This is a genomic window from Microbulbifer sp. THAF38 (assembly GCF_009363535.1).
GTDB lineage: Bacteria > Pseudomonadota > Gammaproteobacteria > Pseudomonadales > Cellvibrionaceae > Microbulbifer.
Window position 1 is genome coordinate 3,063,107 of record NZ_CP045369.1, and the last position, 22,951, is coordinate 3,086,057.

Sequence of the window (22,951 nt, forward strand, 5' to 3'; positions counted from 1 at the left end):
GGTTACTTATCCAAAATGCTTATGTGGCCATCGTCATAATCATTTAGCCACTGACGTTGCCATACGGTGGGAACGCCGTTCACGTTGAATGTGACAGTCTCCTTATCGGACGCTATCACTCTGAGGCGTTGGGCCTCTATGTTGACCAGAGTTCCCGGTTTAAATGGGTCGGGCCTGCCCTTGAAAAAGGTTTTGAGGAAGCCCTGCTTTTCAGTTTCCTTTGGCGACTTTCTACTTCTCACTGTTCTGACTCTCCTTGTGCTGCTCTTTCATAAGCTTGTGCCGCTGGTGGGAGTAATACCAATTCACTGCCAGGCCTAACGCAGCTATCACTACACCAACAAGACCAAGCCAATTATCAGCAAGCCAACCGGCGAAAGTGCCCGCACCTACAGCGGTGATATAACTGGCCTTATCCGGTATTTCCCGCATTGCGTCGTGTAGGGTCATTGTTTCACCAGCGCGTGAGTCTTTTCTTTGCTGCCCTGGCTGGAACCAAACCAAAAGGACATGATTCGAGGTACTTCCCCAGTCATAACCCCCAGCATTAAGACGCACATATCACGAAGCTCTGGGCCTAGGGTTACCTCTCCACTGAATAGGGCAAACAGAAGAGCAAAGTAGCCACCAATGAATGCAACAGATAAGGCCATCTGAGCGGCAAGCCCACTCTTGACCCCCATATCCCGTGCACTCTTCCTGTCGTCAACCTCAAGGGCATATACATCAATGTCGAGTTCACGCATTCTCAGCTTGAAATCATTATCAAGTGCTCGGAGCTCAACTAATTTTTCAGGGCTGGCATTTAACACAAGCTCGGCAATATCTTGCTCTTGGGCTTCGCTGTCACCAAGGAAGTGTTCGGCAAGGAATTTGACTGCCGTTCCAGCAACAGGACTACCCAGGGCGGCGCCCAGTGTGGGGGCCACACTTTTAACAATGGCTTTCCAATTCATCAGTAGCTCCACACTGTGGGGCGGGTGCGCTCGCCGGGTATTGATTCGAGGTCATCCAGGTGAAGGAATCGCCCTTTGAATGCCCCCTTCTGTTTTACCCCTATACCGGTGAAGCCTTCCTCCTGGGCTATTTGGATTAACCGATAGGCCCTGCCTGACGCCACCTGCACATCAATAGCCTGCCCAGTGGCATGGGTCATGGTGGCATTCAGTCGGGCATTATGTGCTGGGCAGCGGTAACCGGAATTGATGACCATTGGCTTGCCAAAGCGCTCCCTGACTCTAATCAGGCGTTTTAGCGTTTCATCTTTAAAATGATTTTTGCCACAGCAACGACAGGCCAATTCCGACTCTGTGAAGTAGTCGTTTTGGAACATGGGAGTCTCAAATTTCAGGCATAAAAAAACCGGCGGGGGAGCCGGTTTAAAAAGGATGAACGGTCGCCGCATTAAAACCTCAGCAGCTTTACACATGTTAGCGTGTACACGTGTACACTGTCAATTAATACAGCCTGTATTTAAAGCCAGTTATGCGGCATTTTGTGCCAACACAAACGCTTCTATAGTCCCCTCTATTACTCGGCACATATTTATCACCCAGCTTTTACTCTGTCCTGCCTTCCTACACACATCAGGCATTTCCCATTGGTAATAATATCGAAGCCAGAAAATCATGCCTTCAAGCTGCGCCTTCTTTTGGTCTCTCCGTTTGCGTACCACATTTAGATATGCAAGCACGGCCGCATCTGTCATCTCTGCCCTCTGCTCATTTATCGGCTCTGGGCTCTCTCTATTCCCTGATACCATTTCCCGACTAAAAGCAGACATCCGGGGCCAGGATACAGAATCCCCTGCTCTCTCTGGATAGGCCCGGGACCACTCCCACAATAAGTCACGTATTGCTATTTCTGACATTGGCTTCCCCTTAATTAAGCGCCCTTGTTACCCGCCGCACCTTCGCCTCAAACTCAGCCAGAGAACCGTTGTTCTCTATGACAATATCGGCATGGTCTGGGCGCACGGTGATTGAGTCTGGGGATTCGTTAGGCAGACGGTCACCAGCATCCACCCAGATAGCCAGGTCAAATAATCCCGCCTCTTTAGCTGCTAGAAATTCATGCTTGCAGCGGATGCCGCAATAGATGTCGTATTTACTAAATATTTCCCGAGCAAGTCGCGCTTTATCTGGGGTGTTGTATTCCTTAATCAGCTCGTGCCAATCTGCTCGATGGTTGGCGCGGTCCTCATAGCACTCATCAACATTTCTATATCCATATGTTGAAGCTAGAGCGGGAAAAACTATTGGTTCAGCAGCAAATCTTGATGATGATACGTAGTCGATGCCCGACTCTTCGCAGAACGTATCTTTGCCGTGACGGCCATTACCCATAACCATTAATTTCACGTTTACTCTCCTACCATTGCCAAGTTGACTGTATGCCGCTCTACTTCCCCAAAATCTTTATGAATAACCAAACACTTACTATCTTGGAGTGCTCTATATCCACCCCAGGTCGCATATGCATCTTTTGCTGCTAGTGTTCTGAACGACTCCACGACGCAACCTGCATGTTCTTTTTTTGTGTCGTGGTGAATATGGCCAGTTAGCCAATAGCGGTATTCGGTTTCGCCCCACAGTTTTGCCTGGTCTGCTGCCATGACTCCCGGCAATCTATCCGATTTACAGCTATGACCGTGGTGCACACCGAACAAATTCTTGCCGTGGCGGAAATAGTGGAACGGCGCGGGGCTTGTATCAATTTCTACCCGAGACTCCCCTTCGTACATATTGGCGAGCGCCACGCTGAGAAATAACGCACCGGTATCATCGTGGTTACCAACAGCATTGATTACCCGAACGGATTCATGGTGCGCGAGGGCTGAGGCAATCATTTGTCGAATGATTTTCACTCCAACCCAAACCATTTTTGCGTATCGACCATCCAGGTCTAATGTGTGGCCAGACCGTGCAGTGACTCCTGCCATATTGTCTACGTGGAAATAATCCCCGAGATTCACAATGACAGCCTGTTTGCATTTCGGGGCAGTTCTCACCAGCCGGTCAAATACTCCGCAAAATTTCTCTTCCGCTATATTTAAGTCCCAATCTTGGCCGGTCTCAGCTCCCCACGACAGCACACCGATGTGCGGGTCACCGAGTGGGTAAACTGCCATCAAATCGTCATTGCAGTGCGCCGGGGCTTTTCCCGCTTTAACCTTTGGGAGAGTCTCGGCCAGCGCCTGACACGCCTCACGCATTAACTCTGCTTGTCGCTCCCGGTCCTCCATGGATTTAACCCACTGGTTTCGGACCTTGCCATCTTTGTCATATAGAGTGGATACGCCTTTTACCTTAAATCCATCGGGTACAGTCTTGGTCATGTCATGCTCTGGTGACCACCCCTGTCTTGCGGCTTTCTTTTCCAGTGAGCTTTTAACTATCGATACTCTCGCATGTGAAATACCCAGCTGGCGAGCCGCCCCGTTTACACCATGCTCAATGCTGGCCGTATAAATCTCTGCCTGTCGTTCTGTCTCTGCAAAATCCGCTGGCCCCATTAGCACTCCCTCCGCTTTAGTAGTAACCGCCTTTTTCTATTGAATATCCGCTTAATCCTTTCGCAATACTCCCGGTTGAATCTCCGTATTCCGTTATTATTTTTCAGCCAGTCAACTCGGCGATTACCTATCCTCTCCCTTAGATTTAATTCGTATTGCACGGCTACGGTCTCCGCTTTGTGGGCATATTTGGCAGAGCCCCCGTTACAGCTTTTGCACTGCCGATGAATATTCCAAAGGTTGAATCTCAGGTGGCCGGCCGCACCCCTAGAGCGGAAGTGGCCAGCATCCCAGGCGCCGCCAACTTTCCAGCCCTGCTCCACTTCTATTTCCTGCTCCGGGCGACTGCAGGAGGGGCAAGGCTTACCTCTGTCCCTCTCTCGCACATAGGCATTGATTGAGCGCTGGGCTTCGGCGATGAGCTGAGAATCAGTCTTTAGCTCCTGCTTTCTCGCTCTGGTTTCAGCCTTGAATTTTTTGGCTTCAAGCTTCTTTTGCTTCTCTACTCGCTGAAAACCCAAATCAACCAGATGGTCTACGCTACAAACAAAATCCAGCCCATTGATAATTCCGTGCGCTACCTCTCGGCGGGTTTTGCAGATTTTGCACTTGCGGTAGCGAGGGCCCATTAGCTTTCTCCCTGGCGCTTCAGCTTCATGAATTCGCCCTCACCCGGCACTGTCAGGAATAAACCGCGCTCAGTTGCCCAGGCTAGGTGCATATCCATCATTCTGAGCATCTCGCCTTTATCACCGCTGGCGGTTTTGTAGCGCTTACCGTTTGCATCAAGCCCCAGGTGCTGACTCACAAACAACTCATGCGCGTCCTGACCATTGAACGGGCGTTGGCCGTAGGGCTTGCCGCCTTTCATGCAGAGAGGCATGGTTGCACCTCTCGCTGCCATCCATTCAGCTGTTTCACCCATCCACATGCGCCACGTTTTCATCATTGGCCAGCTGTTGGGGTTATGCTGATTCCACTTGAATTTCCAGGGCTTACCTTTAAGGTCCAAGCTCTTGATGAACTTAAGCAGTCGAGCCTTGCTGAACTCGTCACGGATTAGCTCCTCTGCCATTAGAACCACCCCAGATAGGCAACAGGGACTACTCGCACTGCTCCACCACCCCAGCCAGGGCGTTTTTTCAACTGCTCCTCGACAGTGTCTTGCCAGTTGAGGCATTCGATAATTTGACGCTCTTCGTAGATCCCGCTTCGCCTAGTCGTGTGAATACTGCCTTCAGCAGAAAAGAGGTCATACTCATTCTTTTGATAGACGATTCTCACTTGCCACCGATAGCGACACCCAGTCATCATGCTTGCAAGGTGCTGAAACTTACCCAAGGCGCACTGAAACAAGGTTTTTTCGCTCACGATATATCCCCCCCTACTCCAACCCAACCAGAAACCAAACACCTGAACCAACCACCACAACCAAAAAAAATAACTCCAGGCATAAAACCGTTTTTGTTGGGGCTGGCTCATCCATTACGCGGCGTCCTTCATGTACTCGACGTATTCGTCAAGCTTCTGTTGCGCCTCGGCTAAATTTTCTCGGTGAAACACACCCAAAAAATCCCAGGTGCCACGGGCAATACACTTTTGCGTCCAAATCGTGTTGGCAAAAACCACGTTTACACGGCGCGGATGCTCTGTTTGAAAAACTGCAAGCGGGCTGCTTGGGTCGGCTTGAGAAATACGCTCGATGGCTTTTGAGATTGTGATTACTGACATGATTATCGCTCCGTGATGTTTTGGGTTTACCAAGTGGTGTCTGTAAGTATTTCGGTCACTGACCGGTCTCGGGTGCGCTGCAGGCTGTGCACTTGAGCCTGGGGTGGACTTGACCTTTCGCGTCTTATCCAGTTGCGCCAAGTAGCCAGCCAATCTGCCTTGACGCCTCGCTGGCCAGATTGGGCCACCCAGTAATCTTTGAACTCGTCGGCGATATCGTGAATCCGGTTAATCAGGTCAGGGCGGATTCGCTGCGCTTCAGTGCGGAATTCTTCGGTCAGAGTCCAGTCGCCAGGAAGTCGTGTTCCACGCTTGGTTTGGGATTTCGGTTTTCGAGTGCTTGCGGGAGGGCGCTCTTGCGCACTCTCAGACTGGTTACTTAGTCCAGTATTTACTTTGTTATATTCTTTACTTTGTTGTGTCGGATTTACCGTATACGGTGAAACCGTATCTGGATTTACCGTATCCGGTTTTTCAGGAAGTGGCTCCTCCAGGGGTTCCTGGGAGTCTCTAGGGGTATCGGAAATTTCATAATCTGTACCGAGAATCTTCCCCCCGTCGCTGCGTCTTACAATGCGCTCGCAATAACCAGCATCAATCAGCTCGTTTAGCAATTTGTATATGCGGTCCCGACCTTCCTGGGCCTCTCTGGCAAGTGCTGCGGCTGACACTTCCCAGTCATCAGGCTTCGATAGAAGATGCAACAGAAGCCCGCTGGCAGCGAATGAGATACGGCGGTCGCAGACAACCGAGTTGGCCACTACTAGATAATTTGAGGATGGTCGAGCACCGCGGCGAATCATAAGGCACCGCCTAGTTCTTCAATGAGGTTTTCGGGAGTCTCTGGGGGTTTGGCTTGACGGATAAAATCGTCCACAACTTCATCACATAATTTTTTTATGCCTTGACGTTCTAATTTCCCAACTTGTAATTCCGCGTAATTTTTTGATGGTTGGGCAGGGATTTTTTTACGCGACTCATTGCGAGGTAGCGCATTAACAGGTCTTTTGGCCATGGTTTGCCCCTGAATATTTTGCTCTTGATGGGTTTACTGCTTAATTTTTATTGGCACCACGATAAATTCAGCTAACAGCCCCCTGCACTGAACTTGCCTTAAATAAAATCAACATACTTGAAAGGGCTTTCTTGAGGTCTTCAGGAGTCTTCGCGGAGTAAACGGGAAGCGCCCCTTTAACCAAAATTCTCAATATCTGTTCATGCCCCAAATCCAATTCATTCGAGAGGCTTTTTAATTGCTCGTATGTAGGCATGGGTACGCGGACATTGCACTTACGTAGGTTGGTCTCCATTGCTGTTACCTGAATCATCCTTGGTTTGAAAAGTTGCTTTCAGCTCTTCGGCTGTTAGTGAAACTAAACATCTATCCCCAAATGTCTGGGCGGCACTCAGCTAGGCTTACGTCACCAATCAGTTCCTCGGCTAGTTTTATCGATAGCTTCGGACCTGGAAGGACCTTCATGCGGCCATACGCAATGCGCGATAGGTATCTGCCAGTGGTTCCAACCTTTTGAGCTAACTCATCCCGCTCAGACAGGCTCAGACTTTTGAGGTAGTGGTTAATTTTCATACCTGAAATATACCCATAAGGTTTAGTTTTGTCTACAGAATAAACCTTTGTGTGTTATTTCATGCGCCACAATAAACTTTTTGGGGTGATTTTTGAGGGGTTTATTCCTGCTAACATGGGGAAAGACTGGTGAATTCTTGATAAAAGAGATGGATATAAACGAGATAAGACGCACCAATATCCGACGGATAGCGGCCGACTATAAGAATCGAGCGGAATTCGCACGCAAGGTAGATAGGTCTGAGCAACAGCTCTATTCGCTCATAAGCAAAGGTGCGACCAAAACGATAGGCAACCGCATAGCAAGAGACCTTGAGGAGAAGCTGGGCCTTAAAGAGGGCGAACTAGACAGGCTTGAAAGCAGCAACGATAGCACCTCGAAAATTGCTAGCGATATTGACCTCGAGCTGCTGCGCAAATGTATTGATGCTATTGAGGTCGAAATTGAGAAACAGGGGCTTCAGGGTATTCCATCATCCAAAAAGGCCCAGGCTATAGCATTAGCCTACGGGGCGACTCGTGCAGGCAGTAATGATGATGTTGTACCGGTGGGCTTCATTATTAACGCACTTTTCTAAAACTTCAGTCTAAACCGCTAACTCTCTACGGTGCCGGCCAGAATTGCCGACCTAAGAATGGGCAGGGGGTCTATAACGCTCTCTGCCGGCTGGCTTGCGGAGTAGAGAGCAACAAGAGCTGCGCTAAAAATCCTGGGAGCCGGCATCTCCATACCCTCCTCTTCTATAACTTCCATCATAGCTGAAACACAGCTTGCAACTAGAAGCTCATCTATTTGACCAGGCTTTAACTGTTTCCGAGGCTTAGCTTTTTCAGGATGGGCATGGTCAAACCAGCCGAGCTCAAGGTTTAAGCGGGTCTCGATTTCTCGCGCTTTTTTATCGCCCAGGTTGGTAATGGGTGGGTTGTGGCTTATCTGGCTTGCGTAGCTCTCAGAGATGCCTAGCGCATCAGCAAAATCTCTATTCTTGGGCCCGTGCTTTGACCGCAGGAACCTTACATTCCGAGCTCTAATTTCTTTTATGGTAGTTATGTCTGGTTCAATCCTTGCTTTGTGCGCATGAATAACGTCGAGCCACCCCTTGTCCTTTTTGCATACGGTCTCAATCCGGCGGGCCATAGTTGTCCCAATTAGACGACGCGGGTTGGGACCGATCAATTGAGAGAGTTGGGATTGAGTTATACCTAGAGCTTCGGAGAACCCTTTTAGGCTTGCGAACTCCTCGGAAAGCCGTCTAGCATTTTTAAGCCGAATTTCACCAGCTTCCATAGCAAACGGATAGACGCTAACTTCCCCTGGAGTGTGCGGGGTTTTAGCTTGCTCGTTACCATGATAAGCGTCAAGCCAGCCATAATGATACCCTCCAGCACTCTCAATCCTGCGAGCCATGGAGTCGCCAATATTACGGCGAGGGTTCTTACCTATAACTTGTGACACCCCTGAGTTAGGCGTTTCTAACGCACGAGCAAGTGCGGCCACCCCTCCCATCTCCCTGGCAATTCGCCGAGCGTTCTCTCTTCTAATCGTCCTGATATCCATATCGACTTTCCACCCTTTCATGATGCCAGCAGGAGTTATCGTCATTGTCCCACATCATTTGGCAGGGCCTTTTTACACACTGTCGGCACTGGTAGGGCATAACACGGGCAAGGCTTGCTCGCGCTTCTTCCTGTAACTCCAGTTCTGGAGTCTCTTGCTTTATCTCAATAGAGTCAAATAGCATTTTATTCCCTTAAAGCGCCATATCGTCTTGCTTAAAGAATGTACCTAGATAAGGGCTTAGGGGGCAGAACAAATTGTGTATACTTAGAAGGTTTATGACGCCAAAACTCTACAAGTTTTACCGACACGATGTTTAGAATCGGTGTAGTAGTTCGACAAGAACGCACTAAGAGAGGGCTTACCCAAGCCGAATTAGCCGAAAAACTCTCCATTCCTTTAGCTCATGTTCAACGCATTGAACAAGGACGCTCCAAAACAGTTTCACCAAGCCTCCTTAGGAAAATAGCCCTTCAATTAGATATTGATGGCAACAAACTCCTTTCCCTACCTAATCAAGACAGCCCCCTGGCAGACCCATTGAGCCCCCTACCCAGCTCCGCCAAATCCCACCTCATTCGCTTTCTCAACGAAATATCCGCCAACCTCAAATAAAATAAACCTTTTGGGTTTACTTTCTAAATCTTGCAGGTATATTTGTTTTCAAGAATGAAAACCGCCGGAATACAGGCGTCCACCAAGCCCGGATACGGTCTCAAAGAGGACAGGGAAATGTACACAGCCAGCTCAACCGCCCCCGCCCAAGACGCTCTCAGAAGTTATGAGCGTCAACAAGACTCTCTAATCCAAGTCGCACAACATCGGCATGGAAGCCTGGAGTACATAGTTGCCAGCCTGCGCGAAGCTGTGGCTCAAAGTAAGGAGCAAGTCCCCGCTGGCAATAAATTCCATGCTGTGACCTACGACCGCTACGGATATTTAATTGCAGCTGCAAGGGAAGCCGCTGAGCTGCTTGAAACCTACCGCTGCAATCTCCCTAAAGAGCCACCTATTCCAAACGGAGAGGCTGTCACCGTCGAGATAAATATTCCGGTCAACCACCTCTCGGTAGAAAACTTCAAAACCTTCAGTCATGAGCACCGCTCAGATGAAATCGAAGTTGCTCATGCAGAGCTTATTGATGAAATCAAATTGCCAGCTGGCTGGGAGATAAATGACATCGACCTGGACCAAGACGCACTTCGAAAACACTTAATTGAGCAAATCAACTCTTAAGCCCTCCCCTCTCTAACGGAGAAAACACAATGGAAAAAATAGCAAATAAGCGCTCCCAGGCTGCAATAGATCGGTTGAAGCAAGCCTGGATAAAAGACCCATGCTGGGATATTTACGACGCGGAGGGGTTTGAGGCGCACAGGGAAGAGTTAGAAGCCTACCAGAAAGAGATGGAGCTGAAGTGGGAGCAACAAAGAAAGGAAAGAATAAACAGGCGGATGGAGTCCCTGTACTCCCTTGAACTAGGAGAAGAGGTGGGAATCAACGGGCGTTATTTTATCCGTGTTCCTGGCGGCTGGGTAATGGAGAAGACCAAAATGTCAGGAGTTTACGGGGAAATTAATGATGTATCAGTAGCGGCTGTTTTTATCCCCCTCAGCAATGAATTTCTGCCCTCCTTTTTCCAATCAAAGGAGTGAGCAAAATGTCTGAATCCAACCAAGTTATGGCAAAGCCGGAAACCCCACCGGCTACAGTTCCAGCGCCTTCAGAGGTTGCCCAAGTGCTCGCAGTTATTGAGCGTGTAGCAGCAAACCCGGAAGCGGATATCGACAAGCTCGAGCGCCTGCTGGACATGCAAGAGCGGGTTATGAGCCGCAACGCCGAACAAGCTTTCAATGCGGCCCTGGCGCAGATGCAGAGCGAATTACCAACGGTCGCTGAAACAGCCAAGGGGCACAACACCATGTACGCCCCCCTTGAAAAGATAAATGAAGCTGTGCGCCCAGCCCTGCAGAAACACGGATTCGCTGTGACCTTCCGCACCAAGCAGCATAGCAACGCAGTGGAAATAACTGCGGTTCTATCCCACAGAGAAGGCCACCACCAGGAGACCTCCCTGATTCTCCCGCTCGATACCAGCGGCAGCAAGAACGCTGTGCAAGCCATTGGCTCAACTGTCAGCTACGGCAAACGCTATGCCCTATGCGCCTTGCTAAATATCAGCACCGGTGAAGATACGGATGGAGCCCCACCGGCAAATATGAATGGGGTTGCTCCAAACCAAATCCAGCAACTTCGCAACGCAATACAAATGGCCGGAATCAGCGAACAGCAATTCTGTGCATCAGCAGGTATTGCAGACATCAACCAACTGGAGGCTTCAAGGTTTAGCCGAGCTATGAGCCACCTCCAAAGCAGGGCACAAGGAGCACAGCAATGATTATCTGCAAAGTCGAACAAGGTTCCGAAGACTGGCACCGCGAACGTGCTGGGGCAATCACTGCCAGCAATTTCTCTGAAGTGCGCAAGCGCTTGAAGAGTGGCCCGAACAAAGGCGACTTCACATCGGCAGCTCACGACTACGCCTTTCGCCTGGCAGTAGAGCGCATCAGCGGTGAACCCCTGGACGGTGGTTTTCAAACCTGGGCAATGAAGCGCGGCAATGAATTAGAGCCAGAAGCCCGCGCAGCCCATGAAGACCACATTGATATGTTTATCGAGCAAACCGGGCTGGTACTAACTGATGACCGCAAGTTTGGAGCCAGCGCAGACGGCTTAATCGGTGAGGAGGGCGGCAGCGAATATAAGTGCCTAGTTTCACCTGAGCGCCTTCGAACCATCCTGCTCGATGAAAACCTCGACGAATTCAAAGATCAGATTCAAGGCTGCATGTGGTTGACCGGGCGCAAGTGGTGGCACTTTGTCTTGTACTGCCCTGCCCTGGAAAAAATCGGAAAAGCTTTAACAGTTCGAAAAATGGAGCGTGATGATAACTACATCAACCAGCTGGAAATGGATTTATTGAAGTTCGACAAATTGGTTGAGGAGTATCGTAGCAACCTAAATAAAAAAGCCGCTTAGAAGGGATAGAAAAATGACTACAGAATTAATCGCCTCACCAGACGTTCAACCGGTCCAGATTTTCGCAGGTAATGGATTAGATGCGGTTCTGGAAGAAATCACCAGCAAAGCAAAATCTGTTGTTGCCGATGCTGATACTGCAAAAGGGCGAAAAACTATCGCCTCTATTGCTCATCAGGTTGCCCGCAGTAAAACCTACCTGGATAGCCTCGGTAAAGACTTAGTAGCCGACCAGAAAGCCCAAATCAAAAAGGTAGATTCTGAACGCAAACGTATGCGCGACTATCTCGACAATTTAAAAACGGAGGTAAGGAAGCCTCTAACAGACTGGGAGGAAGCTGAAAATCTGCGTGTAGCTGCCCATAAAAATGGAATCGCCTGCATTGAGAGGTATGCGACTGAATGTTCTGAATTGGATTCTGAAGACATTCAGAGGTTCATCGACATTGTTCAAAGAGTGATTATTGATGAGCGCTGGGAAGAGTTTGAGCCCCAGGCCGCCCGAGTCAAAGAGGAGACCTTAAGAGCTCTAAATCAGGCACTTGAGAAACGCAAAGCTCATGAGCAGCAGCAGGCAGAGCTTGCACAACTCCTACGAGAGAAAGCAGAGAGAGAGCAGAAGGAGCGCGAGGAGCGAATCGCTCAAGAAGCGGCTGAACGTGTACGCAAGGAAGCAGAGCTAGAAAAGCAAGCAGCCATTGAAGCCAAGGAGCGCGCAGAGCGCGAAGCCAAAGAATCAGCAGAGAGAGCTGAACGTCAAGCTAAAGAAGCAGCAGAGCGAGCAGAACAAGAAAAGCGTGAAGCGGTGGAACGCGAGCGCCAACGCGCCGAGGCTGAGAGACGAGCAGCTGAAGAAGAGCAGCGCCTAAAGGAAGCCAATAAGACTCACTGCCGCAAGATTAACAATGCAGCCAAGAAGGCTTTCATTGACCAAGGTTTTCAAGAAAAGACCGCACAGAAAATTGTTGAGTTAATAGTTCGCGGCTCAATTCCAAATATCTCAATCAACTACTAGGCGCGTGAGGCTAGCGCCGCTGGTACGGGGCGCATTTTTTGAAGGAGCCAATCATGGCTAGAGGAATCAATAAAGTAATTCTGATCGGTAATTTGGGCAACGACCCAGAAACCAGATACATGCCCAGTGGCGGAGCTGTAACCAATATCAGCCTAGCAACCAGTGAAAGCTGGAAGGATAAGCAAACCGGCCAGCAGCAAGAACGCACCGAGTGGCACCGCGTAGTCTTTTTCAATCGCCTTGCAGAAATAGCTGGGGAATACCTGCGCAAAGGGTCGAAAGTTTATATCGAGGGCTCGCTTCGCACCCGCAAGTGGCAAGACAAGCAAACTGGCCAGGACCGCTACACCACTGAAATCGTCGCAGCTGAAATGCAGATGCTTGATGGTCAGCAGAACGGAGCGCAACAGGGCCAGAGCTTCCAACAACCCTCCTCTACAGCATCACAGAGCCAGCCACAACAAAGGCAGGCCCAAGGCCAGGGGTATCAGCAGAATCGGCCAGCGCCGCAATCAATGGGCGGTAGGAATGATTTTAACCAAAATTTTGATGACGACATTCCCTTTTAAATGGCAGGAGCTAACCATGAAATCATTTCCAATCACCAAAGGAATGCGCAGCGATATTGCTCGCTGTATGACCTCAAAGGCTGTAGAGAAATCAGTAAATGATATTGGCAAAGAAGCCGAGCGTTTGAACAAGGTTTTCTGGAAATTGTATGAGCAAAAACTGCGCGCCGTTTCCGGCATCCCCTCTACACGCTGGCCGGAATTAATTCAGCAGGGTATCGCCACCAATTGCTACCAACGAGTCCCTAAGATTAAGGTCGAGAACACCTTCATAAATATCCTGCATATTGATGGGGACTCAGCTCCCATGAGATGCCTTACGGAGATGCTCAATAGTGACCTCCTGCAGGCATTCCGTAAGTGGATAAAGAAAGTGTCACATTACGGCAAACACTCAAGCATCACCTTCACCACCCCAAAGCCTATGGCAGATATGCGGGAAGGCGAAGTGATAGAAGACCCAGAACTGATTGCCTCAATCCAGAAACTAGAGACGCGCATAAAAACTACGCTCACCGCAGCTATGGGTTTCCACAGCAAAGCTATGACAGTCCTCAATTCTTGCCGCACAGCTAAGCAGCTACAAGACCTCTTGCCGGAAGGGGCAAAGTATCTGCCTAAACGTGAACCCAAAACAAAAGAGCTAGCACCAACCGAGCTTGCCGCATCGGTCACTGAAATGCTGCAAAAGGGCATTCCGCCTGTCGAGCAGAGCGAGGCCGCTTAACACCAACCTGGGCCGCTAGTTCAGGGCCCCCAAGGGGGTTCAAATGGAAATCTCGAAATTTCCACTAAACAAACAAGCATCAGCAGTAATAGCAGAAGTTAAAAAGTTTGTTTCCGCGTTCGAAAGGATAAAGAACAGAAAACCCACTGGCGTGGCAGTTGACACCGATAAATTCAAAATGGTTCAGCGCGCAATAGTTGCCGAATTACGAAGACAGAGGAAAGGGGGTGCATCTGCAAAGGAGATTACCCCCCCCCGATGTGCTGCATGTAGAGGGCGTCTCTATTTATCCGTTTGCAGCATAGGAAAACTTTATGCCTGACCTGGAAAGATTAACCCTAAAGCAGCGAGTCTACCGTGCAGGTGGAACTATTAAGAAGGTCCAAACCAAGCAGGGTGAACGGCCAGCGGCTTTTGATTCAGAGGGTAATTTAATCTCACTCAACCCGTTCGGCGCTTGGGATTGGGTAAAGGAGCGGGAGGCGGCCGGGGTTTGTGCTTTACCTGATAGCCAACTCCCGCCAGCACCCGAACTAAAACCAAGAGGAAGACCACCATTAGCCCCTTAACTGGGGCTTTGTAGGTGCAGGGTTTAACCCAATTAATCAATCAAATTGAGGATAGAAAAATGATAACGCAGGGGTAACGCCCCTAGAGTTGACCAGGCAAGCCATAAACCGTTGAAGCTATCGTTTTTTGGTTTTAAGTGGAGGTAGTGCGAGCCCTAAATAACTCCCCCAGCCCGCCCAGTGCGGGCTTTGTGGGTGAAAGACAATAGCGAGGGAATGTCCATGGCCAACCAGGTAATTTCAGATGAATATATCGAAGAGCTATTCGAAGGCACAAACTTCGGCGAGAGAGTAAATAATAGCACCCTATTAAAAAGGCACCATATTGCTAAACATCTAAAGCAGCAAATTGAAGGCTTCTGGTCTGGCCACACCATGTATCACATTTTAATTTATGGCGGCTTTCTAATGGATGCAAAGACATCAGAAACCAAGAGACTAACTGCACTGGGAAGAGCATTTTTAGAAACTCACGGAAATAGTTAATAGCGAGGGATATGCAATGAAACAACCAAGATTTGAAAACCTTCTGGAGCAGTGGAAACAAAAAGCCACAGAAATAGCCGGCACTAGCGAAGGATTCACTTTCCACGAATCAGAAATGAGCGAGTTTTTACACTGGATGTTTTCGCAGTTTCAGGCGTTTGCTGAATCAGAGCAATCTAATCAAGAAAGCAGCGTGGCGGAATTTATAAATAAAGCTGTTGAGCTGGAAAATCATTATCCATTTTTATATGTGGAAATTGCTAGAAGCAGAATAACCGACTGGATGGCATGGCTAAAAGACAAACCTGGCTCAAAGTTATTGCTGGCTTGCGGTAGTGGTTCAACTGCTGAAGAGGCTTGTCGGGACGCCTTAGATTATCTAGCCGAAAATACGGAGGTAGCCAGTGTCTAACTCAGCCATAACAGAAAAACCAATTTTATTTAATGCAGATATGGTGCGGGCGATTCTGGATGGCCGCAAAACCCAGACGCGCCGCATTCTGGGAGGTAAGCGGGTTTGGCCATCTGACATCATTCAAGATACGGATTTTATTGACGGCAAAGAGGTACCGCTCGGGTTTGAACATTTTGAGCATGGGTGGCTTAAGACTGAAAGCATGTGCCCCCACGGCCAACCGGGTGACCGCCTATGGGTTCGTGAAACTTGGTGGCAAGCAGGAGATTGGGTTACTGCATATCCTGAAGATGATGAAGGTCACTGGGGCGGAAGCAAAAGAATTCACTTTGCTGCTGATGGTACCCCACCCAATGAACCCAATTATGATCATCCAAATGGGCTCCAGAATGGCTCATTTGCTGCGGCACATCCGCATAGAGTCTGGAGAAAACGCCCTTCAATCCACATGCCCCGCTGGGCCAGCCGTATCACCTTAGAAATAACTAATGTTCGCGTTGAGCGTATTCAGGATATCAGCGAAGAAGATGCAATAGCTGAAGGGATTCGTAATTCAACCCTACAAATACCATTAACTAAAGCTGTCATGTATCACCATGAACCATGGCCCACGCCGGTTTGTGGTGAATCAGCCAGAGATGCATATGGAGCGCTTTGGGAGTCCATTAATGGCAAAGACAGCTGGGACAAAAACCCCTGGGTATGGGTTATCGAGTTTCGCAGGGTTGAACAGGCAATGGTGGCAGCATGAAAGTGCAGAGCGGAATTATTGAAGGCGGAATAGTGATTACGATTGCACAGTTATTTGAGGGATAAAAGATGAACCACCAAGAATTAACGGACAAGGATATAAAACCACCTCGCCGCATTTTACGCTTACGTGAGGTTGAGAGACTTACCGGATATAAAAGCAGTAGTATTTACCGCATGGTTAAAGAGGGAGTTTTCCCCCGGCAAAGGCGGATCGGTCCGGGCGCTGTCGGCTGGGATAGTCGGGAAGTCGATGCTTGGATAGAAGAGAGGCTGGACGGTGTTGCATAATGATGGACCGACTCCCACCCTGGCACAATTGTCTAGCAAAAAATAAGTGGGGGACTAGGTGGGGGACTGAGAAATCCAGAAATAAAAAAGCCCTGAAAAATCAGGGCTTTCTTTATGCAATATGGCGGTGAGGGAGGGATTCGAACCCTCGATGCCTTTCGACATACACACTTTCCAGGCGTGCTCCTTCGGCCACTCGGACACCTCACCAAATTGTCACCCCTTTGGGGTATCCCACTTCTCAGCAGGGCTCTCTCGCTGGCTAAATCTTCAAGTAAATCAGAGAGATAGCTGCTGTCTCGTCGAGAGAGCGCGCACTTTACCCAAATGTTTCTCGGTGTGCAAGCACTATTCTGCATTCCATTGTGAAAAAAATTCTTCTACCGGTAATTCCGGAGCCTGCCTAGGGGCTTTATCAGGAGTTCCGCAGTAGATAAATCCATCGATTCGCTCATTTTCAGCCAGGCCCAGGCCTTGAGCTACCAGTGGATCACTCGCCAGGGGCCCGGTTCGCCAATAGACACCCACACCCTCGGCATAAGCGGCGGTGAGCATTGCCTGTACCGCTCCAGCGGTGGACATATGCTGCTCCAAGTGGGGGACCTTGGGATGATCCTGCAGGCGGGTTATGGCCACAATAATCAGGGGAGCGCGCAAGGGCATAGCCCGGGTGCGCTGACGCTGAGCTTCACTCAGGGATGCCCCTTCTGACTGCTCGGCCGCTTTTAGGAAGATTTCCCCGAGGCGTTCGCGCTCTTGCCCTTCCACTAGAAGAAAACGCCAGGGGCGCAGGCAAGCGTGGTCCGCAGCACGTAATGCCGCGCGAAAGATGTTTTGCCGCTGCTGCTTATTCGGCGCGGGCTCGGTCAGCTTACCCGTTGAAACTCGGTTGTGCAGGGCACTCAGGGCATCCATCATTCTCTCCGGTAATTGTCTGAGCGCTGAGTGTACCCTAACCCGTCCGTGCAGCGCATACGTACACCCTGCATAAAAACCAAGTACAGGCATCGGTTTTTTAGCAATCTGGCTTTTGTAGGAGTACACTTCGCCCAGTAAATCACTGCGCAACCACACGGGCCCATAGCTTTACGGAACCGGCCTGTGGCCTGCGCGCAGTTTGTTTATTACTGCTTAACGGACAAAAAGATAACCACAAATGCAGGACCAGCTTGAGGGGAACAAAGGGCAAAGTATCAGCCCTCATTACTCGACCTATTTTCGCACCCTAATTCTATTTGCGGCTGCCGGTACTTTGGCAACTGCGGTCGAGTGGTCGTCCCCCTGGCATCCGGACAAATTGCTCAATCTGGGCACCGCTGTCTTCCTGCTGATTTACTGCGCTTTTGCCCAGTTCCTCCTTTATAAGGCTCGCGATAAAAAGGCTTTCAAAACCCGCCGCACCCTGACATTTGTCGATACTGTGCTTGTGGGCATTACTGTCGCACTAGCCAATTTCAGTATGCTGCCCTCTCTTTTGTTTATTACGATGGTGCAGCTCAATGCCCTTACCCAGGGCGGTGGTCGCCAGTGGTTTGAACACAATACGGGCCTTTTAGTTGGAGTGGTGCTGGGTTATTTGATGCACCGGCCAACACTATTAATTAATGCCGATCTTACCATTAGCACCGTGAGCCTGATGGGCATCCTCATTTATCTCTGTGCCTATGCTTTTTTTACCCATCGCCAGATCGGTAAGCTAAAGGAAGCCAACCAGTCTCTGGCAACAGAGCAGCGTGTAAGTAAGATGCGCTCTTATAAGCTCTCCAAATACCTACCACAACGTCTATGGCGCTCGGTGACTACCGGCGATGAAGAGGCGCTAACCACTCAGCGAAAGCTGCTTACAGTGTTCTTCTCCGATATCAAAGATTTCAGCCAACTTACCGAGGAGCTCGAGGCGGAGACTTTTACTCTCCTGCTCAACAACTATCTTTCGGAGATGGCCCGAATCGCCGGACAGTACGGTGGCACTATCGACAAATTTATTGGCGATGCCGTGATGGTGGTCTTTGGTGACGATGAAAGTAAGGGCCCGAAATCCGATGCGTTGCGCTGTGTGGCTATGGCCCTGGCTATGCGCAAGCGTGTGCGGGAAATGAAGCAGGAATGGTACAACAAGGGTATCTCACGTCCGTTGCAGGTGCGCATGGGCATCAACACTGGCTACTGCACCGTGGGTATCTTCGGTACAGCCAACTACCAGGCTTATACCGTTATGGGCACCCATGTAAACTTGGCTTCTCGCTTAGAAGGTGCGGCGCAGCCGGGGGAGATTCTGATCAGCCATGAAACCTGGGCAATGATCAAACACACCGTTATGTGTCGTGACAAAGGCCATATTACCGTGAAGGGCATTAGCACCCCGGTCAAAGTCTATCAAGTCACCGACTTGCGCAAGAATCTTGGTGGCCAGCAGAGCTACCTGGAGGAACATGCCCCCGGCTTTTCCATGCACTTGGACCTGGATAAAATCCGTAACTACGACAAGGTCAAGGTTCTGCAATCCCTGGAGAAAGCCACATCCAGCCTTAAGAGCAAAGTGATTATTTAAAAAAGTAATTCTCTCAATGCGTAAATTAAGCGGCAGCCTGACTCCGCCATCACATTGTCGTATGCATACGCATTGCCAGGTTCCCCATAATCCAGGCGGTACCCAGGACAATAATCAGTAAAATCAGCGTTGAAAAAAGGATCAGAGCCAGGTTATCCCGCCCTTCCCTTTGCGTGGTCACATTTAAGAAGCACTTAAGCTGTACTATCAACTGGGCCACCCCAAGCAAACCTACCAGTATGAGTACACTTTTGTATTCCTTACCCAGAGCCAGTACCGCCCAGAATGCAGCCAACGTAAACACGACTGACAGCACATACCCGGTAAGATAGGTGCGCAAATGTGCGGAAAAACCGGATTTTTCAGCCATAGACCCAGCCACCAAAATAAACTACTGAGAAAATCCCAATCCAAATCAAATCCAGGAAGTGCCAAAACAGCGCCAATCGTAAAAAGCGCAACTTCACCAGATCCGTCATACCCACTGTTAGTACCTGTGCAATCATGACCAGCATCCACAGGCAGCCAAAGCTGACATGTAAACCGTGTAGGGGTACCAAACCAAAGAAGGCCGATAGATAACCGCTGCGCTGAGGTATTCCCCCCTTTGCCGCCATCTCGGAGAAATCGAGTAACTCCAAGGTGAGAAAGCCGAGACCAAATAACAAGGTCACCACCACCCAAAACAAAAAACTGCCCTGGCTGCGCTGGTGCTTCATGGTGATGGTGGCGATCCCCACCGTCAGACTGCTGGTAAGCAGTAGCATGGTCTGCGCGAAGAGGCTACCGAAATCAAACAGCTCCCTGGGGCCTGGTCCACCCGCAGTGGCACCAATCATGGTGATATAAATAGCAAAAACGACCCCGAAAAAAATCAGGTCGCTCATCATAAAAACCCAAAAACCAAAGATCACCATATCCGGGTCTTTGTGAATGGCTCCAGGGCTCTCTCTCAAACCCTTATTTAGCGCAGATGAGTTTCCATCCATTGGCAACTAGTGCTCCAGCTTTGCATAGCCATTGTTCTGCGGGGTGTTTTCCAGATCCCGGCCTACAGGTTCTGTTTTATTCACCAGCGCTAACCATTTCTCTGTATCCTGCTGCACCTTGCTTGCAGGAATAATTTGTTCACTATCCCAACGGAATGTAGAGGCAATGACCACAATGATGATCGCCAGTGTAGTAAGCAGGGCCAGCCACCACATGTACCAAACCAGCGCAAACATCAGGATACCGCTCAGTACACAGAGTAAAAATCCCAAGGGATTATTCTTGGGTATCTCAATATCCCGATAGACTTTTGGTGGCTGATAAGCACGCCCCTGCTCCTTGGCCTCGGTAAATTCATCCCTATCCGTTACCCTGGGCAGCTCGGCAAAATTGTAAGAGGGTGCCGGAGCCGGAATCGACCACTCAAGAGACCGACCATCCCAGGGGTCACCTACAGGAACACGGTTCTTTTGACGATCCCGCAAGCTGACCAATAACTGCAATACCAGGCTAATCAATGCGCACAGCACCACCATGGCGCCAATAAAAGCCACCACCATATAGGGCTTGAAAGTCAGATCCATATAGCTGAAGGAGCGCCTTGGCATTCCCAATAAGCCGGCGCCATAGAGGGGAAAGAAAGTCAGCATAAAACCGACTATCCACAAATACGCTGACCACTTCCCCAGCCGCTCATCGAGGCGAAAACCAAATGCTTTGGGGAACCAGTAGTTATATCCAGCCAATACCCCAAACAATACCCCAGGAATCAGTACATTGTGGAAGTGCGCCACCAGGAACAAAGTGTTATGCACTTGGAAATCTACCGTGGGGTTTGCCAGGATCACCCCCGACAGGCCACCAATCACAAACAAAATCAAAAAGCCGATGGCATAAATCATCGGTGTGGTAAAACGAATCCGGCCCCGATACATGGTCGCCATCCAATCGTAGACCTTAACCCCGGTTGGAACCGCAATCAGCATGGTGGCAATACCAAACACAATATTGATCGTAGGACTCTGCCCCATAGTAAAGAAATGGTGGAGCCACACCGTAAAGCTCAACACGGCAATGCTCATGGTGGCAAATACCAAAGACTTGTAGCCATAAAGGCGCTTGGCAGAATAGGTGGAAAAAACCTCGGAAAAAATACCGTATGCCGGCAACACCAGCAGATAGACCTCAGGATGACCAAACAACCAAAATAAATTGGCGTAGTTCATCATATTTCCGCCAAGGTCGTTGGTAAAAAAGTGGAAATCCAAATACCGGTCGAAGCCGAGCATTAACGCGGCCACACTGAGCGGCGGCATGGCAAAAATCATTAAGATAGAGGAACAGAGTACTGTCCAGCAGAATATGGGCATACGGAAAAAATTCATACCCGCAGCGCGACATTTGAGAATTGTAACAGTGAAGTTAATTCCCGTAAGGGTGGTACCCGCCCCTGAAAAAACAATAGCCCAGATCCAATAATCCGGCCCCACACCAGGGTTAAAATCCCCTCCCGTATAGGGCGGATAGGCAGACCAGCCACCAGTGGAGAACTCCCCCACCACCAGGGAAACCATCAGCAACATCCCCGCTGCAACTGTCACCGCCAGGCTAATTTGGTTCAGCACAGGGAAGGCTACATCGCGAGCGCCAATCTGCAGTGGCATCACCAAGTTGACCAGCCCTACCACAAAAGGCACGGCGACAAAAAATATCATTATCGTGCCATGGGTACTAAACAACTGTGCGAAGTGGTCTGCGTAGAGAAAGCCATCTGGTGCCGCAGCCTGCTGCGCTCGCATCACCATGCCTTCCAGCAGCCCTCTCGTCATCATCACCAGTGCGAACACAATGTACATGATGCCGATTTTTTTATGATCCGTGCTGGTCAGCCATTCAGACCAGAGAGTGCCCCACACCTTAAACCAGGTCAGTAATGCGAGAGTCGCGATTGTCGCAAAAATAACGATAGCGCCAGCGGTACTCCCTACCGCTGCACTTACCGAGAAATTGCTAATCAAGTCGCTGAAAACGATGGAGTCCCAGCTCAGCTTTCCCAGCCAACCGTAATCGGTAATATTCATGGCTGCGCTCCCTCGGTTTTCTCTTCACCCTGACCAAACTTCACAGTGCCGGGTTGCTCTTCCATGCTAAGAGGTTTACCAGAATGGTATCGCATAACAATGCTCTGGAAGAGCTGAGGGTCGGAAAGGGTAAAGTAGAGGGCATTACTCGGCATTTGCGGTGTCGCCAACTGCTTTTGCATCTCCTTACGAGTGCTTCTCATGGCCAGGCGCTTATACGTCTGAGGATCGAGTGTAATGCCATTGGTACGAACCTGCGCCACCCAGTCCTGAAAGTCCTCTTCACTTTTAATCAATACATCAAATTTCTGTTCAGTAAATCCCTTACCGGTATATTGGGTATTTTCACCCTGGGTTTTTCCATTCTTTGTCGCGATAAAATTGAGCCTGGTGGTCATACCTGGCATAACATAGATTTGTCCGGCCAGTGCCGCAATCCAGAAAGATTGCATCACCGTATCGCTGGTGAGGATCATAGAAACTGGAGTGTGAACAGGAACAACCAGCTCACCCACTGTGGCAATTTTTAGCTCGGGATAAATAAACAACCATTTCCAATCCAACCCCACCACTTGCACTTTAACTGGCGGCACTACCCCCTCTATTTCCTTATAGGGGTCCAGCATGCTGGTAGCGCGCCAAAGCATAAAGGAGAGAACAAAGATCACCAGAAAGGGGACGCCCCACATAATGAGTTCCAGTGGACCGTAGGATTCCCACTTGGGCGCATAAATACCTTTGCCCTTTTTGCGTCGGTATTTAATCAGGATAACCGGCACTAAAACAAACACCGGCAATATCGCCACCATAGTGAGCGCCGTCGCCCAGAAAAAATGTGTTTTCTGTTCATGGGCAACAGGCCCCAGGGGCACTAAAAAGGTTTCGGTGGCATAACTGGAGTGAGGGAGCAGAAAAAATAGTAGGGAAAGGAAAAATATCAGACAGAAAGAGCGGTAACCAATATACCCCCACAGCTGTGTCCAATATTGCAATAGCCTGACAGGAGCCCCGGTATTCCAATCCATTGCAAAGCCTTCCGACCTCCGGATTCAGCAGGCACCCGCATCAGACTACCCG

Annotated in this window: 35 protein-coding genes and 1 tRNA gene; 15 read left to right on the forward strand and 21 right to left on the reverse strand. The window is 49.6% G+C overall.

Annotated features, from left to right (window positions below):
- Positions 1–2: 2 nt before the first annotated feature.
- From FIU95_RS13030 to FIU95_RS13095, 14 genes are all read right to left on the reverse strand, one after another.
- Positions 3–242: a hypothetical protein gene (locus tag FIU95_RS13030; RefSeq protein WP_152454182.1), complete on the reverse strand. Its 240-nt coding sequence runs from the start codon at positions 240–242 to the stop codon at positions 3–5.
- On the reverse strand, positions 232–450 hold the full coding sequence (locus FIU95_RS13035) for a holin (RefSeq protein ID WP_152454183.1): 219 nt from the start codon (positions 448–450) through the stop codon (positions 232–234). Before FIU95_RS13035 ends, FIU95_RS13030 begins: the two co-directional genes overlap by 11 nt.
- Positions 447–956 carry a hypothetical protein gene (locus FIU95_RS13040; protein ID WP_152454184.1) on the reverse strand — a complete coding sequence of 170 codons (510 nt, stop codon included), beginning with the start codon at positions 954–956 and terminating at the stop codon, positions 447–449. Before FIU95_RS13040 ends, FIU95_RS13035 begins: the two co-directional genes overlap by 4 nt.
- Positions 956–1,333, reverse strand: a complete 378-nt coding sequence (locus FIU95_RS13045) for a D-Ala-D-Ala carboxypeptidase family metallohydrolase (RefSeq protein WP_152454185.1) — start codon at positions 1,331–1,333, stop codon at positions 956–958. Before FIU95_RS13045 ends, FIU95_RS13040 begins: the two co-directional genes overlap by 1 nt.
- A gap of 150 nt (positions 1,334–1,483) precedes the next feature.
- Positions 1,484–1,870 (reverse strand): hypothetical protein, encoded by a 387-nt coding sequence (locus FIU95_RS13050; protein ID WP_152454186.1) that lies wholly within the window; start codon positions 1,868–1,870, stop codon positions 1,484–1,486.
- Between the two features lie 10 nt (positions 1,871–1,880).
- Positions 1,881–2,360 (reverse strand): hypothetical protein, encoded by a 480-nt coding sequence (locus FIU95_RS13055; protein WP_152454187.1) that lies wholly within the window; start codon positions 2,358–2,360, stop codon positions 1,881–1,883.
- A gap of 2 nt (positions 2,361–2,362) precedes the next feature.
- The gene (locus tag FIU95_RS13060) at positions 2,363–3,514 is read right to left on the reverse strand and encodes a hypothetical protein (RefSeq protein ID WP_216646244.1); all 1,152 of its coding nucleotides are present in this window, start codon (positions 3,512–3,514) and stop codon (positions 2,363–2,365) included.
- Complete coding sequence (locus tag FIU95_RS13065; protein ID WP_152454188.1) at positions 3,514–4,143, reverse strand: recombination protein NinG; 630 nt, start codon at positions 4,141–4,143, stop codon at positions 3,514–3,516. Before FIU95_RS13065 ends, FIU95_RS13060 begins: the two co-directional genes overlap by 1 nt.
- A complete protein-coding gene (locus FIU95_RS13070) occupies positions 4,143–4,589 on the reverse strand; it encodes a hypothetical protein (protein ID WP_152454189.1) in 447 nt (148 codons plus the stop codon). Before FIU95_RS13070 ends, FIU95_RS13065 begins: the two co-directional genes overlap by 1 nt.
- The gene (locus FIU95_RS13075; protein WP_152454190.1) at positions 4,589–4,885 is read right to left on the reverse strand and encodes a hypothetical protein; all 297 of its coding nucleotides are present in this window, start codon (positions 4,883–4,885) and stop codon (positions 4,589–4,591) included. Before FIU95_RS13075 ends, FIU95_RS13070 begins: the two co-directional genes overlap by 1 nt.
- A 114-nt stretch (positions 4,886–4,999) precedes the next feature.
- Positions 5,000–5,245 carry a hypothetical protein gene (locus FIU95_RS13080; protein WP_152454191.1) on the reverse strand — a complete coding sequence of 82 codons (246 nt, stop codon included), beginning with the start codon at positions 5,243–5,245 and terminating at the stop codon, positions 5,000–5,002.
- A 26-nt stretch (positions 5,246–5,271) separates the two neighbouring features.
- Complete coding sequence (locus FIU95_RS13085) at positions 5,272–6,048, reverse strand: helix-turn-helix domain-containing protein (protein WP_152454192.1); 777 nt, start codon at positions 6,046–6,048, stop codon at positions 5,272–5,274.
- The gene (locus tag FIU95_RS13090; RefSeq protein ID WP_152454193.1) at positions 6,045–6,260 is read right to left on the reverse strand and encodes a hypothetical protein; all 216 of its coding nucleotides are present in this window, start codon (positions 6,258–6,260) and stop codon (positions 6,045–6,047) included. Before FIU95_RS13090 ends, FIU95_RS13085 begins: the two co-directional genes overlap by 4 nt.
- 67 nt (positions 6,261–6,327) lie before the next feature.
- Positions 6,328–6,555, reverse strand: a complete 228-nt coding sequence (locus FIU95_RS13095; RefSeq protein ID WP_152454194.1) for a hypothetical protein — start codon at positions 6,553–6,555, stop codon at positions 6,328–6,330.
- Between the two features lie 427 nt (positions 6,556–6,982).
- Here FIU95_RS13095 and FIU95_RS13100 point away from each other — a divergent pair, with 427 nt between their 5' ends.
- Positions 6,983–7,411, forward strand: coding sequence for a hypothetical protein (locus FIU95_RS13100; protein ID WP_152454195.1), 429 nt, complete (start codon positions 6,983–6,985; stop codon positions 7,409–7,411).
- 17 nt (positions 7,412–7,428) lie between these two features.
- Here the strand turns inward: FIU95_RS13100 and FIU95_RS13105 are convergent, their stop codons facing one another.
- Positions 7,429–8,436, reverse strand: coding sequence for a hypothetical protein (locus FIU95_RS13105; protein WP_152454196.1), 1,008 nt, complete (start codon positions 8,434–8,436; stop codon positions 7,429–7,431).
- Between the two features lie 267 nt (positions 8,437–8,703).
- Between FIU95_RS13105 and FIU95_RS21765 the strand changes: the two genes are divergently transcribed.
- The 13 genes from FIU95_RS21765 to FIU95_RS13170 all read left to right on the forward strand — a co-directional run bounded on the left by FIU95_RS21765 (position 8,704) and on the right by FIU95_RS13170 (position 16,252).
- Complete coding sequence (locus tag FIU95_RS21765; RefSeq protein WP_152454197.1) at positions 8,704–9,006, forward strand: helix-turn-helix transcriptional regulator; 303 nt, start codon at positions 8,704–8,706, stop codon at positions 9,004–9,006.
- A 54-nt stretch (positions 9,007–9,060) separates the two neighbouring features.
- On the forward strand, positions 9,061–9,627 hold the full coding sequence (locus tag FIU95_RS13115; RefSeq protein ID WP_152454198.1) for a hypothetical protein: 567 nt from the start codon (positions 9,061–9,063) through the stop codon (positions 9,625–9,627).
- 29 nt (positions 9,628–9,656) lie between these two features.
- Entirely contained in the window at positions 9,657–10,046 is a 390-nt protein-coding gene (locus FIU95_RS13120) for a hypothetical protein (RefSeq protein ID WP_152454199.1), read from the forward strand.
- Positions 10,047–10,051: 5 nt separating this feature from the next.
- A complete protein-coding gene (locus tag FIU95_RS13125) occupies positions 10,052–10,789 on the forward strand; it encodes an ERF family protein (RefSeq protein WP_152454200.1) in 738 nt (245 codons plus the stop codon).
- Positions 10,786–11,430, forward strand: a complete 645-nt coding sequence (locus tag FIU95_RS13130; RefSeq protein ID WP_152454201.1) for a lambda exonuclease family protein — start codon at positions 10,786–10,788, stop codon at positions 11,428–11,430. Before FIU95_RS13125 ends, FIU95_RS13130 begins: the two co-directional genes overlap by 4 nt.
- Positions 11,431–11,443: 13 nt before the next feature.
- The gene (locus FIU95_RS13135; RefSeq protein WP_152454202.1) at positions 11,444–12,445 is read left to right on the forward strand and encodes a hypothetical protein; all 1,002 of its coding nucleotides are present in this window, start codon (positions 11,444–11,446) and stop codon (positions 12,443–12,445) included.
- 53 nt (positions 12,446–12,498) lie between these two features.
- A complete protein-coding gene (gene ssb, locus FIU95_RS13140; protein ID WP_371416916.1) occupies positions 12,499–13,014 on the forward strand; it encodes a single-stranded DNA-binding protein in 516 nt (171 codons plus the stop codon).
- Positions 12,974–13,741: an Nmad5 family putative nucleotide modification protein gene (locus tag FIU95_RS13145; RefSeq protein ID WP_152454203.1), complete on the forward strand. Its 768-nt coding sequence runs from the start codon at positions 12,974–12,976 to the stop codon at positions 13,739–13,741. The genes ssb and FIU95_RS13145 overlap by 41 nt, the downstream gene beginning before the upstream one ends.
- A gap of 43 nt (positions 13,742–13,784) precedes the next feature.
- Positions 13,785–14,063, forward strand: a complete 279-nt coding sequence (locus FIU95_RS13150; protein ID WP_152454204.1) for a hypothetical protein — start codon at positions 13,785–13,787, stop codon at positions 14,061–14,063.
- Positions 14,064–14,532: 469 nt separating this feature from the next.
- Complete coding sequence (locus tag FIU95_RS13155) at positions 14,533–14,796, forward strand: hypothetical protein (RefSeq protein WP_152454205.1); 264 nt, start codon at positions 14,533–14,535, stop codon at positions 14,794–14,796.
- Between the two features lie 16 nt (positions 14,797–14,812).
- The gene (locus tag FIU95_RS13160) at positions 14,813–15,208 is read left to right on the forward strand and encodes a hypothetical protein (protein WP_152454206.1); all 396 of its coding nucleotides are present in this window, start codon (positions 14,813–14,815) and stop codon (positions 15,206–15,208) included.
- Complete coding sequence (locus FIU95_RS13165) at positions 15,201–15,962, forward strand: hypothetical protein (RefSeq protein WP_216646245.1); 762 nt, start codon at positions 15,201–15,203, stop codon at positions 15,960–15,962. Before FIU95_RS13160 ends, FIU95_RS13165 begins: the two co-directional genes overlap by 8 nt.
- A gap of 68 nt (positions 15,963–16,030) precedes the next feature.
- On the forward strand, positions 16,031–16,252 hold the full coding sequence (locus FIU95_RS13170) for an AlpA family transcriptional regulator (protein ID WP_152454207.1): 222 nt from the start codon (positions 16,031–16,033) through the stop codon (positions 16,250–16,252).
- Between the two features lie 122 nt (positions 16,253–16,374).
- Here FIU95_RS13170 and FIU95_RS13175 read toward each other — a convergent pair.
- Positions 16,375–16,462 (reverse strand) — tRNA-Ser (locus FIU95_RS13175).
- Between the two features lie 138 nt (positions 16,463–16,600).
- Positions 16,601–17,170, reverse strand: coding sequence for a nitroreductase family protein (locus FIU95_RS13180; RefSeq protein WP_253868627.1), 570 nt, complete (start codon positions 17,168–17,170; stop codon positions 16,601–16,603).
- Positions 17,171–17,408: 238 nt separating this feature from the next.
- Between FIU95_RS13180 and FIU95_RS13185 the strand changes: the two genes are divergently transcribed.
- Positions 17,409–18,803 carry an adenylate/guanylate cyclase domain-containing protein gene (locus tag FIU95_RS13185; protein WP_152454208.1) on the forward strand — a complete coding sequence of 465 codons (1,395 nt, stop codon included), beginning with the start codon at positions 17,409–17,411 and terminating at the stop codon, positions 18,801–18,803.
- A 49-nt stretch (positions 18,804–18,852) separates the two neighbouring features.
- Here FIU95_RS13185 and cyoD read toward each other — a convergent pair whose 3' ends face one another.
- Genes cyoD through FIU95_RS13205 form a run of 4 tightly spaced genes read right to left on the reverse strand, consistent with a single transcriptional unit; the run spans position 18,853 to position 22,899 of the window.
- Positions 18,853–19,173: a cytochrome o ubiquinol oxidase subunit IV gene (gene cyoD / locus FIU95_RS13190; protein WP_152454209.1), complete on the reverse strand. Its 321-nt coding sequence runs from the start codon at positions 19,171–19,173 to the stop codon at positions 18,853–18,855.
- Positions 19,166–19,792 carry a cytochrome c oxidase subunit 3 gene (locus FIU95_RS13195; protein ID WP_152454210.1) on the reverse strand — a complete coding sequence of 209 codons (627 nt, stop codon included), beginning with the start codon at positions 19,790–19,792 and terminating at the stop codon, positions 19,166–19,168. The genes cyoD and FIU95_RS13195 overlap by 8 nt, the downstream gene beginning before the upstream one ends.
- 6 nt (positions 19,793–19,798) lie before the next feature.
- Positions 19,799–21,874, reverse strand: coding sequence for a cbb3-type cytochrome c oxidase subunit I (locus FIU95_RS13200; protein ID WP_152454211.1), 2,076 nt, complete (start codon positions 21,872–21,874; stop codon positions 19,799–19,801).
- A complete protein-coding gene (locus FIU95_RS13205; RefSeq protein ID WP_152454212.1) occupies positions 21,871–22,899 on the reverse strand; it encodes a ubiquinol oxidase subunit II in 1,029 nt (342 codons plus the stop codon). Before FIU95_RS13205 ends, FIU95_RS13200 begins: the two co-directional genes overlap by 4 nt.
- Positions 22,900–22,951: the final 52 nt, after the last annotated feature.

Bases quoted from the DNA above. Each gene is read 5' to 3' on its own strand.
- FIU95_RS13170 (WP_152454207.1), top strand. From the start codon at position 16,031: ATGAACCACCAAGAATTAACGGACAAGGATATAAAACCACCTCGCCGC.
- FIU95_RS13100 (WP_152454195.1), top strand. From the start codon at position 6,983: ATGGATATAAACGAGATAAGACGCACCAATATCCGACGGATAGCGGCC.
- FIU95_RS13195 (WP_152454210.1), bottom strand. From the start codon at position 19,792: ATGGATGGAAACTCATCTGCGCTAAATAAGGGTTTGAGAGAGAGCCCT.
- FIU95_RS13045 (WP_152454185.1), bottom strand. From the start codon at position 1,333: ATGTTCCAAAACGACTACTTCACAGAGTCGGAATTGGCCTGTCGTTGC.
- FIU95_RS13050 (WP_152454186.1), bottom strand. From the start codon at position 1,870: ATGTCAGAAATAGCAATACGTGACTTATTGTGGGAGTGGTCCCGGGCC.
- FIU95_RS13185 (WP_152454208.1), top strand. From the start codon at position 17,409: ATGCAGGACCAGCTTGAGGGGAACAAAGGGCAAAGTATCAGCCCTCAT.
- ssb (WP_371416916.1), top strand. From the start codon at position 12,499: ATGGCTAGAGGAATCAATAAAGTAATTCTGATCGGTAATTTGGGCAAC.
- FIU95_RS13205 (WP_152454212.1), bottom strand. From the start codon at position 22,899: ATGGATTGGAATACCGGGGCTCCTGTCAGGCTATTGCAATATTGGACA.
- FIU95_RS13160 (WP_152454206.1), top strand. From the start codon at position 14,813: ATGAAACAACCAAGATTTGAAAACCTTCTGGAGCAGTGGAAACAAAAA.
- FIU95_RS13180 (WP_253868627.1), bottom strand. From the start codon at position 17,170: ATGATGGATGCCCTGAGTGCCCTGCACAACCGAGTTTCAACGGGTAAG.
- FIU95_RS13105 (WP_152454196.1), bottom strand. From the start codon at position 8,436: ATGACGATAACTCCTGCTGGCATCATGAAAGGGTGGAAAGTCGATATG.
- FIU95_RS13080 (WP_152454191.1), bottom strand. From the start codon at position 5,245: ATGTCAGTAATCACAATCTCAAAAGCCATCGAGCGTATTTCTCAAGCC.
- FIU95_RS13060 (WP_216646244.1), bottom strand. From the start codon at position 3,514: ATGGGGCCAGCGGATTTTGCAGAGACAGAACGACAGGCAGAGATTTAT.
- FIU95_RS13130 (WP_152454201.1), top strand. From the start codon at position 10,786: ATGATTATCTGCAAAGTCGAACAAGGTTCCGAAGACTGGCACCGCGAA.
- FIU95_RS13085 (WP_152454192.1), bottom strand. From the start codon at position 6,048: ATGATTCGCCGCGGTGCTCGACCATCCTCAAATTATCTAGTAGTGGCC.
- FIU95_RS13200 (WP_152454211.1), bottom strand. From the start codon at position 21,874: ATGAATATTACCGATTACGGTTGGCTGGGAAAGCTGAGCTGGGACTCC.
- FIU95_RS13065 (WP_152454188.1), bottom strand. From the start codon at position 4,143: ATGGGCCCTCGCTACCGCAAGTGCAAAATCTGCAAAACCCGCCGAGAG.
- FIU95_RS13155 (WP_152454205.1), top strand. From the start codon at position 14,533: ATGGCCAACCAGGTAATTTCAGATGAATATATCGAAGAGCTATTCGAA.
- FIU95_RS13035 (WP_152454183.1), bottom strand. From the start codon at position 450: ATGACCCTACACGACGCAATGCGGGAAATACCGGATAAGGCCAGTTAT.
- FIU95_RS13120 (WP_152454199.1), top strand. From the start codon at position 9,657: ATGGAAAAAATAGCAAATAAGCGCTCCCAGGCTGCAATAGATCGGTTG.
- FIU95_RS13040 (WP_152454184.1), bottom strand. From the start codon at position 956: ATGAATTGGAAAGCCATTGTTAAAAGTGTGGCCCCCACACTGGGCGCC.
- FIU95_RS21765 (WP_152454197.1), top strand. From the start codon at position 8,704: ATGTTTAGAATCGGTGTAGTAGTTCGACAAGAACGCACTAAGAGAGGG.
- FIU95_RS13070 (WP_152454189.1), bottom strand. From the start codon at position 4,589: ATGGCAGAGGAGCTAATCCGTGACGAGTTCAGCAAGGCTCGACTGCTT.
- FIU95_RS13145 (WP_152454203.1), top strand. From the start codon at position 12,974: ATGATTTTAACCAAAATTTTGATGACGACATTCCCTTTTAAATGGCAG.
- FIU95_RS13125 (WP_152454200.1), top strand. From the start codon at position 10,052: ATGTCTGAATCCAACCAAGTTATGGCAAAGCCGGAAACCCCACCGGCT.
- FIU95_RS13095 (WP_152454194.1), bottom strand. From the start codon at position 6,555: ATGGAGACCAACCTACGTAAGTGCAATGTCCGCGTACCCATGCCTACA.
- FIU95_RS13150 (WP_152454204.1), top strand. From the start codon at position 13,785: ATGGAAATCTCGAAATTTCCACTAAACAAACAAGCATCAGCAGTAATA.
- FIU95_RS13115 (WP_152454198.1), top strand. From the start codon at position 9,061: ATGAAAACCGCCGGAATACAGGCGTCCACCAAGCCCGGATACGGTCTC.
- FIU95_RS13135 (WP_152454202.1), top strand. From the start codon at position 11,444: ATGACTACAGAATTAATCGCCTCACCAGACGTTCAACCGGTCCAGATT.
- FIU95_RS13090 (WP_152454193.1), bottom strand. From the start codon at position 6,260: ATGGCCAAAAGACCTGTTAATGCGCTACCTCGCAATGAGTCGCGTAAA.
- cyoD (WP_152454209.1), bottom strand. From the start codon at position 19,173: ATGGCTGAAAAATCCGGTTTTTCCGCACATTTGCGCACCTATCTTACC.